Source organism: Streptomyces sp. GMY02 (assembly GCF_019056675.1).
Taxonomy (GTDB): domain Bacteria; phylum Actinomycetota; class Actinomycetes; order Streptomycetales; family Streptomycetaceae; genus Streptomyces; species Streptomyces odonnellii.
On sequence record NZ_CP077658.1, the window covers coordinates 2,138,338 to 2,150,328 of the forward strand.

At 69.5% G+C, this 11,991-nt stretch carries 9 protein-coding genes; 1 reads left to right on the forward strand and 8 read right to left on the reverse strand.

Annotated elements, in window-relative coordinates:
• Positions 1-116: 116 nt before the first annotated feature.
• The 7 genes from KQY30_RS08835 to KQY30_RS08865 form a co-directional block, all read right to left on the reverse strand.
• On the reverse strand, positions 117-1,808 hold the full coding sequence (locus KQY30_RS08835; RefSeq protein ID WP_217306366.1) for a proline--tRNA ligase: 1,692 nt from the start codon (positions 1,806-1,808) through the stop codon (positions 117-119).
• Between the two features lie 82 nt (positions 1,809-1,890).
• Entirely contained in the window at positions 1,891-2,472 is a 582-nt protein-coding gene (locus tag KQY30_RS37400; RefSeq protein WP_217306367.1) for a GNAT family N-acetyltransferase, read from the reverse strand.
• A gap of 15 nt (positions 2,473-2,487) precedes the next feature.
• Complete coding sequence (locus KQY30_RS08845) at positions 2,488-3,330, reverse strand: GNAT family N-acetyltransferase (protein ID WP_217310901.1); 843 nt, start codon at positions 3,328-3,330, stop codon at positions 2,488-2,490.
• A 135-nt stretch (positions 3,331-3,465) separates the two neighbouring features.
• Positions 3,466-4,620 (reverse strand): flavodoxin-dependent (E)-4-hydroxy-3-methylbut-2-enyl-diphosphate synthase, encoded by a 1,155-nt coding sequence (gene ispG, locus KQY30_RS08850; protein WP_217306368.1) that lies wholly within the window; start codon positions 4,618-4,620, stop codon positions 3,466-3,468.
• Positions 4,621-4,718: 98 nt separating this feature from the next.
• Entirely contained in the window at positions 4,719-6,020 is a 1,302-nt protein-coding gene (locus KQY30_RS08855) for an RIP metalloprotease (RefSeq protein ID WP_217306369.1), read from the reverse strand.
• Positions 6,017-7,378 (reverse strand): 1-deoxy-D-xylulose-5-phosphate reductoisomerase, encoded by a 1,362-nt coding sequence (gene dxr / locus KQY30_RS08860; protein WP_217306370.1) that lies wholly within the window; start codon positions 7,376-7,378, stop codon positions 6,017-6,019. Before dxr ends, KQY30_RS08855 begins: the two co-directional genes overlap by 4 nt.
• Before the next feature lie 225 nt (positions 7,379-7,603).
• Positions 7,604-8,383 carry a hypothetical protein gene (locus tag KQY30_RS08865; protein WP_217306371.1) on the reverse strand — a complete coding sequence of 260 codons (780 nt, stop codon included), beginning with the start codon at positions 8,381-8,383 and terminating at the stop codon, positions 7,604-7,606.
• Positions 8,384-8,621: 238 nt separating this feature from the next.
• Between KQY30_RS08865 and KQY30_RS08870 the strand changes: the two genes are divergently transcribed.
• Complete coding sequence (locus KQY30_RS08870; RefSeq protein ID WP_217306372.1) at positions 8,622-9,854, forward strand: glycoside hydrolase family 64 protein; 1,233 nt, start codon at positions 8,622-8,624, stop codon at positions 9,852-9,854.
• Positions 9,855-9,939: 85 nt separating this feature from the next.
• On the opposite strand, the gene KQY30_RS08875 is transcribed toward KQY30_RS08870, so the two are convergent.
• Positions 9,940-11,913, reverse strand: a complete 1,974-nt coding sequence (locus tag KQY30_RS08875; protein ID WP_217306373.1) for an acyl-CoA dehydrogenase family protein — start codon at positions 11,911-11,913, stop codon at positions 9,940-9,942.
• Positions 11,914-11,991 lie beyond the last annotated feature (78 nt).

Consider the following 11,991-nt stretch of genomic DNA (forward strand, 5'->3'; position numbering starts at 1 on the left):
TGCCCTCAATCGCCGGGCGGGGTGACATTTCGCCGGACGGGCTGGTTTTCGCGGCAGCAGCGAAATCCAGCCCGTCCGGCGATTGAGGACCGGGGTCCGGGGCGGAGCCCCGGGAATCAGCCGGCCAGGCGGGCGATCGCTTCCGCTGTGGTCAGTTCCTCGCGCTCACCCGTGCGCCGGTCCTTCAGTTCCAGCACGCCCTCACCCGCACGCCGCCCCGCCACCAGGATGTGCGGTACGCCGATCAGCTCCGCGTCGGTGAACTTCACGCCCGGGGAGACGCCCGCGCGCTCGTCCACCAGCACCCGCAGCCCCGCCGCCGCGAGCTTCTCGGAGACCTCAAGGGCCAGTTCCGTCTGGAGCGCCTTGCCGGCCGCCACCACATGGACGTCCGCCGGGGCGATCTCGCGGGTCCAGCACAGGCCGTGCTCGTCGGCCGTCTGCTCGGCCAGTGCCGCCACGGCGCGCGAGACGCCGATGCCGTACGAGCCCATCGTCACCCGCACCGGCTTGCCCTGCTGGCCGAGGACATCGAGCTGGAAGGTGTCGGCGTACTTGCGGCCGAGCTGGAAGATATGGCCGATCTCGATCGCGCGGTCCAGCTTGAGGCCGGTACCGCACAGGGGGCAGGGGTCGCCCTCCTCGACGACGACCACGTCCAGGTAGTCGTCGACCTCGAAGTCGCGGCCGCACACGACATTGCGCGCGTGCGTGCCGGGCTTGTTGGCGCCGGTGATCCAGGCGGTGCCGGCCGCGATCCGGGGGTCGGCGATGTAGCGGATCTTGAGGCCCTGCGGGCCGACATAGCCCCGTACCAGATCGGGCCGGTCCTCGAAGTCCTCGGCCGTGACCAGCTCGACCACCGCGGGGGCGAGGTGCTCGCCGAGCTTGCCGAGGTCCACCTCGCGGTCGCCGGGCACCCCGACCGCGGTGATCTCGCCGTCCACCTTGACCAGCAGGTTCTTCAGGGTCGCCGAGGCCGGTACGTCGAGGAACGCGGCCAGCGTCTCGATGGTGGGGGTGTCGGGGGTGTCCAGCTCCTCGACCGGGCCGGGCGCGTCCGCCACCGGCACGGACGCGGTGAAGGTGACCGCCTCCGTGTTGGCCGCGTAGTCACACGCCGGACAGTCCACGAAGGTGTCCTCGCCGGCCGCGGCGGGCGCCAGGAACTCCTCGGAGGCGGAGCCGCCCATCGCGCCGGAGACCGCCGAGACGATCCGGAAGTCGAGGCCGAGCCTGGCGAAGATCTTCTGGTAGGCGGCGCGGTGCAGCGCGTACGACTCGGCCAGCCCCTCGTCGGTGGTGTCGAAGGAGTACGAGTCCTTCATCTGGAACTCGCGCCCGCGCAGCACACCGGAGCGGGGCCTCGCCTCGTCGCGGTACTTCGTCTGGATCTGGTAGAGCATCACCGGCAGGTCCTTGTAGGACGTGCACTGGTCCTTGACGACCTGGGTGAAGATCTCCTCGTGCGTGGGGCCCAGCAGATAGTCGGCGCCCTTGCGGTCCTTGAGCCGGAAGAGCAGGTCGCCGTACTCCTCCCACCGGCCGCTGGCCTCGTACGGCTCCTTGGGCAGCAGCGCGGGAAGCAGCACCTCCTGGGCGCCGATCGCGTCCATCTCCTCGCGGACGACGCGTGAGATGTTGTCGAGGACCTTCTTGCCCAGCGGCAGCCAGCTCCAGATGCCGGCGGACGTACGGCGGACATACCCCGCGCGGACGAGCAGCTTGTGGCTGAGGGTCTCGGCGTCCGCCGGGTCGTCGCGCAGTGTCTTGACCATCAAACGGGACATGCGCTGGACCTGGGACATGGGGAGCACTCCTGGCGTTCTGCGTTCTGCGTTCTCTCGGCTGATGCCTGGAGGTTAGCCGGGGCGCACCGGCAGGCGGAAATCAGTTGTCGCCGCCGCCCGGTCTGCGCAACGGCAGCGGCGCCCCCATCACGGCGTACGGCTTGGGCGCGCTGGGGAAGTGGACCTGGCGGGCCAGGTCCTCGTACCCCAGTTTGCGGTACAGCCGGCGGGCCGGGTTCTCGATGTCGATGGCCGACAGGATCGACTTGGGCTGGGCGGCGGTGTCCGTGATGGTGGTGATCAGGGCGCGGCCGATGCCGCGTGCCTGGAACTGCGGATGGACATGCAGTTCGGTGATCACGAAGGAGTCGTCGAGCCAGCCCTCGGAGGCGGTGGCGCGCAGATACGGCTCGACGACGGTGGACCACCAGTGACCGCGGTCGTTCGGCAGGCCGTACACGAATCCGACGAGCCGGCCGTCCCCGGTGGTGGCGCCGAAGGCACGGCAGCCGGGATACATGAGATGCCGGAGCACGATATGGCGGCGTACCCCGATCTCGTCCTCGCTGAGCCCGAAGGCGAGGGCCTGTACGGCGAGCGCCTCGTCGACGCGTGCCGCGAGATCGACCGGCGCTACCTGGACGTCGGGAATCCGGGGGGTGCCCCCGGGGATGCTCAGCATGGGCGAACCCTACTTTCAGAACAGCACGCTCATGAAGGCGCCCACTTCGCGGAACCCGACCCGGCGGTAGGCGGCGCGGGCCGGGGTGTTGTAGTCGTTCACGTACAGGCTCACGACGGGGGCGACATCGGCCAGCGCGTACCGTACGACCGCCGCCATGCCGGACTCGGAGAGGCCGCGGCCGCGGTATTCGGGGTCGACCCAGACACCCTGGATCTGGCAGGCCTGGGGGGTGGCCGCGCCGATCTCCGCCTTGAAGATGACCCGGCCGTCGTCGATACGGGCGAACGACCGCCCGGAGCCGACCAGTTCGGCCACCCGCGCCTGGTAGAGCAGTCCGCCGTCGCCCGCGAGCGGGGAGACCCCGACCTCCTCGGTGAACATGGCCACGCAGGCCGGCATGATCACCTCCAGTTCGTCCTTGCGGATCCGGCGGACGAAGGGGTCGGGCGCGACCACGGCGGGGATCTGTTCGGTGACCATCAGCGGCTGGTGGGCGCGGACCTCGCGGGCGGGGCCCCAGTGGGGCTCCAGCAGCCGCCACAGCAGGGCGGTGGGCTCGGCGGGGCCGACGATCGAGGAACAGCGGCGGCCGGTCCTGCGGGCGCGGTCGGCGAAGGCGCGCACGGCTTCGGGGGTGGCGCAGATCGGTACGAGATTGGCGCCGGAGTAGCAGAGCGAGCGGAGCCGCCCGGCCGTGTACCAGCCCCACATCTCGCCGCCGAGGCGCCAGGGGTCGAGCCCCGCGACCTGTACACGGGAGGTCACGAAGGCGTTGGCGACGGGCTCGCTCTCCAGAATGGCGAGCGCGGCGCCGAGTTCGCCGGGTTCGAGGACCCGAGTGGTGGTGTGCGTCAACACGAGGGTGCCTCACCATACGGTCTGCTGATCTCCGCACTGTACCTGGCGGGTGCATGGCGTGCTGCTCACAGCGGAAGGTCCCGCGGCCGGTGCCCTGGGGGCGGTGGCCGCGGGACCGTGCTCGGAGAGGTGTCAGCTCACGGAGACCTGGGGCTCGCCCGAGGCGATGCCGTCCTTCTCCATCTGCTCGGCGAGCTTCATGGCCTCGTCGATCAGGGTCTCCACGATCTTCGACTCGGGAACGGTCTTGATGACCTCGCCCTTCACAAAGATCTGCCCCTTGCCATTGCCCGACGCGACCCCGAGGTCCGCCTCACGCGCCTCACCCGGACCGTTCACCACACAGCCCATCACCGCGACGCGCAGCGGAACCTCCATACCCTCAAGACCCGCCGTCACCTCGTCCGCCAGCTTGTACACATCCACCTGGGCGCGGCCGCAGGAGGGGCAGGAGACGATCTCCAGGCGGCGCTGCTTGAGGTTCAGGGCCTCCAGGATCTGCAGACCGACCTTGACCTCCTCGGCCGGCGGCGCCGAGAGCGAGACCCGGATCGTGTCCCCGATCCCCTCGCTCAGCAACGCGCCAAACGCCACAGCGGACTTGATCGTCCCCTGGAACGCCGGGCCGGCCTCGGTGACGCCGAGGTGCAGCGGGTAGTCGCACTGCGCGGCGAGCTGACGGTACGCGTTGACCATCACCACCGGGTCGTTGTGCTTCACCGAGATCTTGATCTCCCGGAACCCGTGCTCCTCGAACAGCGACGCCTCCCACAGCGCCGACTCCACCAGCGCCTCCGGCGTCGCCTTCCCGTACTTCCGCAGCAGCCGCGCGTCCAGCGACCCCGCGTTCACCCCGATCCGGATCGGAGTCCCCGCGTCCCCCGCCGCCTTCGCGATCTCCCGCACCTTGTCGTCGAACTGCTTGATGTTCCCCGGATTCACCCGCACCGCCGCACACCCCGCGTCAATCGCCGCGAACACATACTTCGGCTGGAAATGAATATCCGCGATCACCGGAATCTGCGACTTCCGCGCAATCACCGCCAACGCGTCCGCGTCATCCTGCGTCGGACAGGCGACCCGTACGATCTGGCACCCCGACGCCGTCAACTCAGCGATCTGCTGCAACGTCGCACCCACATCCGAGGTACGCGTCGTCGTCATCGACTGCACCGACACCGGCGCATCCCCACCCACCGCCACCGACCCCACCTGGATCTGACGGCTGACCCGCCGCTCGGCGAGCTTGGTCGGAACGGACGGCATTCCGAGAGAAATCGCAGTCATCTGCTGTGCAACCCCAAGGTATGGATCAAGGTCCCGGGACGGGCGGGCTCCGGCCCCGAGATTACGCCACTGCGCGCCGCCCGAGCACATCGTGCAGCTCAGGAGATCTTGACCGGATTGAAGACATCGGCGACCAGGACAAGCAGCGTGAAGCAGATGAAGATCCCCGCCACCACATAGGCGAACGGCATCAGCTTCGCGACATCGAACGGCCCCGGGTCGGGACGCTTGAAGAGCCGTGCCAGCCTGCGCCGCAGGGACTCCCAGAGCGCGCCCGCGATATGCCCGCCGTCGAGGGGCAGCAGCGGCAGCATATTGAACAGGAACAGCGAGAGGTTGAAGCCCGCGAGCAGGAACAGCATCATCGCGATCTGGTTGGTCGCGGGGATGTCGAGCGTCATCACCTCGCCGCCGATCCGGGCCGCGCCGACCACGCCGACCGGTGAGTCCTCCTTGCGCGGGCCGTCGCCGAAGGCCGCGCTCCAGAGGTCGGGGATCTTGGAGGGAAGAGCGACGATCGACTCGACACCGTCCCCGATCATGGTGCCCATCCGGTCAACGGACTGCGGGAAGGACAACGGAACGATCTCGGTGGCGGCGGCGAAGCCGAGATAGCCGGCGGGGACGTACTTGCCGGGGACGACCTCTCCGTTGGAGTCCTTCTCGGCCACCATGTTCTTGGCGAGGGTGGCGTGCAGTTCCTGCCGGGTGCCGTCGCGTTCGACGGTGATGGTGGCGGGGCCGATGGTCTCGCGGATCAGATTGGAGAGGGTGGTCCAGTCGCCGACGGACCGTCCGTTGAAGGCGACGATCCGGTCGCCCTCCTTGAGGCCGGCCGCCTGGGCGGGCGAGACCGGGTCGCCCTTCCGGCAGGTGTCGCGCTTCTCGCTCTGCGAGATCACGCACTTCTGGACACCCGCGACCTGGGTGGTCTGGGTCTGGAAACCGAAGCCCATCGCCACACCGATGAAGATCACGGCGGCGAGGACCAGATTCATGAACGGGCCCGCGAACATCACGATCACGCGCTTCCACGGCTTGCGCGTGTAGAACAGCCGCTTCTCGTCGCCCGGTTGGAGTTCCTCGAAGGCCGCCGAGCGGGCGTCCTCTATCATCCCGCGCCACGGCGAGGTCGACCGCGCCTCGATCCGGCCGTCGGGTCCCGGCGGGAACATGCCGATCATGCGGATGTAGCCGCCGAGGGGGATCGCCTTGATCCCGTACTCGGTGTCGCCCTTCTTGCGCGACCAGATCGTCGGTCCGAAGCCGACCATGTACTGGGGTACGCGGATGCCGAAGTACTTGGCGGTCGAGAGATGGCCCAGTTCGTGCCAGGCGATGGAGAAGAGCAGACCGGCGACAAAGACAAGAATGCCGAGGACCGTCAACAGAATCGTCATGCGCGAGCCTCCACCGGCTGTTCTTCGCCGTTTGTGTCTGCCAGTTGGTCTGCCAATGCCGCCGCCTTCTCACGGGCCCGGGCGCGTGCCCAGGCCTCGGCTTCGAGGACGTCCGCCACGGTGAGCGAGGTTCCCGTACGGTCCGCGCCGTGTCCACCGTTCGTGCCGTGGCCACCGCCCGTGCCGCGTCCGTGGTCCGTGCCGTGTGCACCGCTCGTGCCGTGTTCTTCGACGATCTCGGTGACCGTGTCCATGATGCCGTTGAACGGGAGCCGGCCGGCCAGGAACGCGTCGACGCACTCCTCGTTCGCGGCATTGAACACCGCCGGAGCCGTACCGCCCAGGGCCCCCACCTTTCTGGCGAGTCCCACCGACGGGAAGGCCTCCCCGTCGAGCGGGAAGAACTCCCAGGTCGAGGCCTTCGTCCAGTCGAACGCGGGGGCAGCGTCCGGCACCCGCCACGGCCAGCCGAGACCGACGGCGATCGGCCCGCGCATATCGGGCGGGGTCGCCTGGGCCAGGGTCGAGCCGTCGCTGAATTCCACCATCGAGTGGACATACGACTGAGGGTGGACGACGACCTCAATGCGTTCGAAGGGAATGTCGTAAAGAAGATGTGCCTCGATCACTTCGAGCCCCTTGTTGACCAGGGTCGCCGAATTGACCGTGATCACCGGGCCCATCGACCAGGTGGGGTGCGCGAGGGCGTCCCGGGGGGTGACTCGGGCCAGTTCGGCTCGCGTACGGCCTCGGAAGGGCCCGCCGGAGGCCGTCACGACCAGCTTGCGCACATCGGCGCGGGTGCCGGCGGCCAGCGCCTGGAAGAGCGCGGCGTGCTCGGAGTCGACCGGGATGATCTGGCCGGGCTTCGCCACGGCCTTGACGAGGGGGCCGCCGACGATCAGCGATTCCTTGTTGGCGAGAGCGAGGGTCCGGCCCGCGGTGAGGGCGGCCAGGGTGGGGGCGAGGCCGATGGAACCGGTGATGCCGTTGAGGACGGTGTGGCAGTCGGAGGCCGCCAGCTCGGTGGCGGCGTCGGGGCCGGCGAGGATCTCCGGCAGCGGCTCGCCCGCACCGTAACGCTCGCCGAGCGCCTCCCGCAGCGCGGGCACGGTGTCCTCGCGCGCGACCGCGACGGTACGGACCCGCAGCCGCCGCGCCTGCTCGGCGAGGAGTTCCACCCGGCCTCCGGCGGCGGAGAGCGCGGTGACACGGAAGCGGTCGGGATTGCGCAGGACCAGGTCGATGGCCTGGGTGCCGATCGATCCCGTGGAGCCGAGGACGACGATGTCCCGGCGGCCTTCGGTCGGGTCGAAGGCGATGTGTGGATCGGCGAGAGGGGCTGGGCTGTCGCTCATGCCCCCATTCTTGCCTCATCCGTGCGCCGGTTGGACAGCGCGCCCCTGCGGCTGCTGCGGTGCGCCGTGTTTTTGCCGGTCTTTTTGCCGTGCTTCAGGCTTTTCCGACGGCGTTCGGGCTCCGCCTTCGGGGCTCCGTCGCGGGGGCTCGACCTTCCGTGCTCTGTCGCGGCTCCGCTTGCCGGGCTCTGTCGCAGGTCCGCCTTCCGGGCCCCGTCAGGGCTTTCATGCCTTTGCCGCCGCCTGGAACTTCTGCCACTGGGCCCGGACGATCTCGTCGGGCACTCCGCCGACGTCCTCGGTGCCGGGGATCTCGGCGCGGAAGGAGAGGGTGGTGGAGCCCGACCGTACAACGGTGAGGTATTCGTACAGCTTCAGCGTCCCCTTCACGTCGAGGATGGTGAAGCGGTACGCGGTGGCCTCGTCGCCCAGGCCGGGCGCCTCGGCCGGTTCCACCCTCAGGTATTTCGCCCGCGCCAGCGCCCGGTCCTCCGTGAATCCGCCGGCGCACTCCTTTCCCGCGGTACGGAGGGCCTTCAGGACGCCGGTCGCCCCCTGGGCGGCGTACGAGCGGAGCTGTACGGAGACCGTGAGCCCGAGCATCTCGTCGGGGACATCGGCCTTGCGGTGCACTTCGGCGGCCGGATCGAAGGCCGTGGCGCCGGGCGCGAGGCTGACGAGTGGCTGGCAGACGGCGGGCTCGGCGGTGTAGTCCTCGCCGAGCGGGGCACCGAGGGCGTAGTCGGAGACGGTGTAGCGGCCGATCTTCTCGCCGTCGGTGAGGGAGGCGGCGGTGAGCTGCTCCTTGGTGAGGGGCGCGGGACCGGCGGCGGAGGGCTTGCCGGTGGCTCCGCCGTTCCTGGCGCCGGTGTTCTTGCCGTCGGCGTCGTCGCCCTGCTGGTCACCGCTGCTGCACGCGGACGCGCCGAGGAGTACGAGGCCGACGGCCACCGCCGTCACACCGTGCCGTACCCGCCGCAACCGGCTCCTTGTGGCCCCGAACATGCCTGCCCCCATCGTGAGTTGATCTCGTGGGTTGATCTCGTGGGTTGATCGTCCCGACGCCCGATTGTGCTGCATGACGGCGGCCGGGAGCCACGGCCGCCGGGCGTGGGCGGGGACGGTCGCAGTGCTTCACGGGGCGGACGAATTGGCTCCGGCTCATTGACACGCCTTGGCCGTGGCCCGATTCTGAGAGCGCTCTCAAAGCCCCCAACTCCCCCCACAACTCAGGAGGCAGAGCGTGCTTGGCACAAAAAGGCTGCTCGCGTCACTGGCCGCCGCGGTGGTCTTCGCGACCGGGTTCTCGGCCGCGAGCCCGGCGTCACTCGCCGGGGCCGCGGTACCCACCGAAGCCGCGGTGCCCGCCGAGGCCGCCGTGCCGGAGACGATCCCGCTCACGATCACCAACAACTCCGGCCGCTCGGAACCGGTCTACCTGTACAACCTCGGGACGCTCCTCACGACGGGCCAGCAGGGCTGGGCCGACGCGAACGGTACGTTCCACGCCTGGCCCGCCGGCGGCAATCCGCCCACTCCGGCGCCCGACGCGTCGATCGCCGGGCCGGCCAACGGGCAGTCGGTCACGATCCGGATGCCGAAGTTCTCCGGCCGGGTCTACTTCTCGTACGGCCAGAAGCTCGACTTCAGGCTGACCACCGGCGGTCTGGTGCAGCCCGCGGTCCAGAACCCGAACGACCCGAACCGGAACATCCTGTTCAACTGGACCGAGTACACACTCAACGACGCCGGACTGTGGATCAACAGCACACAGGTCGATATGTTCTCGGCGCCGTACGCGGTCGGTGTCAGGCTCCCCGACGGCTCCACCAGGACCACCGGCCATCTCAAGCCGGGCGGCTACAACGGTGTCCTCAACGCCCTCAGGAGCCAGCCGGGCGGCTGGGCCAATCTGATCCAGACCCGCCCCGACGGCACCGTCCTGCGCGCCCTCGCTCCCGGCCACGGCATCGGCTCGGGCTCGCTCCCGGCCGGGGTGCTGGACGACTACATCAACCGGGTGTGGAGCAGGTACACGACCTCGACCCTGACGGTCACACCGTTCGGGGACCAGCCGAACACCAAGTACTTCGGCCGGGTCTCGGGCAACGTCATGAACTTCACGAACTCGGCGGGCACGGTCGTCACCTCGTTCCAGAAGCCGGACGCCGACAGCGTCTTCGGCTGCTACAAGCACCTGGACGCCCCGAACGACCTCGTCCGCGGCCCCATCTCCCGCACCCTCTGCGCGGGCTTCAACCGCACCACCCTCCTCACCAACCCCAACCAGCCGGACACCAGTCCCTCCGGCTTCTACCAGGACTCCGTGACCAACCACTACGCCCGCACGATCCACGCCCAGATGTCCGACGGCAAGGCGTACGCCTTCGCCTTTGACGACGTGGGCAACCACGAGTCCCTGGTGAACGACCCCAACCCCCAGCAGGCGTACATCACCCTGGACCCCTTCAACTAGGCCGTTCAGCCAGGTCCTTTCAACCGGACCGGTACAGGACTCCGGGCCGCGTCCCTTCTGGGGGCGCGGCCCGGAGGCTGGTGGGTCAGGGGATGGGGCGGTGGACGTTGGGGTGGGGGGAGGGGCCCGGGGTGGATTCGGCGATCCAGGGGCCCTCGCCGCTGGGGTCGATGATGCCGTCCTCCAGCCAGGTGTAGCGGCCGGCCAGGACGCCGCCGACGACCCTGCGGTCGATGTCGTCCGTGTTGGACCACAGACGCGTGAAGAGTTCCTCGACGCGGATACGGGCCTGGCGGCAGAAGGCGTCCGCGAGTTGGTAGGCCTCGCGGCCGTGGTCGCCGTTCGTGCGCAGCAGTTCGGCCCGTACGCAGGCAGCGCTCATCGCGAACAGCTCCGCGCCGATGTCCACGATCCGGCCGAGGAAGCCCTGTTTCGTCTCCATCCGGCCCTGCCAGCGCGACATGGCGTAGAAGGTGGAGCGGGCGAGTTTGCGCGCGGTGCGCTCGGCGTAGCGCAGGTGCACCGACAGGTCCGGCAGTCCCTCGTGGTGGAACTCGCCGTACGAGCCCGGCAGTTGGCCGGGACCCGCGACCAGTTTCGGCAGCCAGCGGGCGTAGAACTTCCCTGCCTGCGCGCCCGCCTTCGCCTTGTCGGCGAGGGACTTGTCCGGGTCGATGATGTCACCGGCCACCGAGAGATGGGCGTCGACGGCCTCGCGGGCGATCAGCAGATGCATGATCTCGGTGGAGCCCTCGAAGATCCGGTTGATCCGCAGATCGCGGAGCATCTGCTCGGCGGGTACGGCGCGTTCGCCGCGGGCCGCCAGGGACTCCGCGGTCTCGAAGCCGCGGCCGCCGCGGATCTGGACCAGTTCGTCGGCCATCAGACAGCCCATCTCCGAGCCGTACAGCTTGGCGAGCGCCGCCTCGATCCGGATGTCGTTGCGGTCCTCGTCGGCCATCTGCGACGCCAGATCGACCATCGCCTCCAGCGCGAAGGTGGTCGCGGCGATGAAGGAGATCTTCCCGCCCACCGCCTCGTGCCTGCCGACCGGCTTGCCCCACTGCTCACGGGCCCCGGACCACTCGCGGGCGATCTTCAGACACCACTTGCCCGCGCCCACGCACATCGCGGGCAGCGAGAGCCGGCCGGTGTTGAGGGTGGTCAGGGCGATCTTGAGACCGGCGCCCTCGGGGCCGATCCGGTTCGCGGCGGGGACCCGCACGCGGTGGAAGCGCGTCACCCCGTTCTCCAGGCCGCGCAGGCCCATGAAGGCGTTGCGGTGCTCGACCGTGATGCCCGGCGAGTCCGCCTCGACGACGAACGCCGTGATGCCGCCCTTGTGCCCCTCGGACTTCGGGACGCGCGCCATCACCACCAGCAGATCGGCCACGACCCCGTTGGTCGTCCAGAGCTTCACGCCGTCGAGGACGTACGCGTCGCCGTCGGGCACGGCCGTCGTGGCGAGCCTGGCCGGGTCGGAGCCGACGTCCGGCTCGGTGAGCAGGAAGGCCGAGATGTCCGTACGGGCCAGCCTCGGCAGGAACGTCTCCTTCTGCTCCTGCGTGCCGAAAAGCTTCAGCGGCTGCGGTACGCCGATCGACTGATGGGCGGAGAGCAGCGCGCCGATCGCGGGGCTCGCGGAGCCGACCAGGGCCAGCGCCCTGTTGTAGTACACCTGGGTGAGGCCGAGACCGCCGTACGCGGTGTCGATCTTCATACCGAGCGCGCCCAGCTCCCTGAGGCCGTTGATCACCTCGTCCGGGATCCTGGCCTCGCGCTCGATCAGCGCTCCGTCGATCCTCGTCTCGCAGAACGCGCGGAGGCTCGCCAGGAACTCCTCGCCGCGCCTGACGTCCTCCGTGGCGGGCAGGGGGTGCGGATGGATGAGGTCGAGCCGGAAGCGGCCGAGGAACATCTCCTTGGCGAAGCTCGGCTTGCGCCAGCCCTGCTCACGGGCGGCCTCGGCGACCTGGCGCGCCTCCCGCTCGGAGACCTTGGGGCGGCCCGGCGGCTCCTGGGGGGCGGATGCTGCTGAGGGTGCGGATGGGGCGGACATGAGGAACTCACCTCGCCGCGGAGTCGGGTCCAGTGACGGTTTTACCGGCTGGTTCTACTCGTCCGTATCTACCCGATT

Excerpts from the sequence above, each read along its gene's own strand:
- KQY30_RS08835 (WP_217306366.1), bottom strand. The coding sequence starts at position 1,808 with ATGTCCCAGGTCCAGCGCATGTCCCGTTTGATGGTCAAGACACTGCGC.
- KQY30_RS37400 (WP_217306367.1), bottom strand. The coding sequence starts at position 2,472 with ATGCTGAGCATCCCCGGGGGCACCCCCCGGATTCCCGACGTCCAGGTA.
- ispG (WP_217306368.1), bottom strand. The coding sequence starts at position 4,620 with ATGACTGCGATTTCTCTCGGAATGCCGTCCGTTCCGACCAAGCTCGCC.
- KQY30_RS08855 (WP_217306369.1), bottom strand. The coding sequence starts at position 6,020 with ATGACGATTCTGTTGACGGTCCTCGGCATTCTTGTCTTTGTCGCCGGT.
- dxr (WP_217306370.1), bottom strand. The coding sequence starts at position 7,378 with ATGAGCGACAGCCCAGCCCCTCTCGCCGATCCACACATCGCCTTCGAC.
- KQY30_RS08865 (WP_217306371.1), bottom strand. The coding sequence starts at position 8,383 with ATGTTCGGGGCCACAAGGAGCCGGTTGCGGCGGGTACGGCACGGTGTG.
- KQY30_RS08875 (WP_217306373.1), bottom strand. The coding sequence starts at position 11,913 with ATGTCCGCCCCATCCGCACCCTCAGCAGCATCCGCCCCCCAGGAGCCG.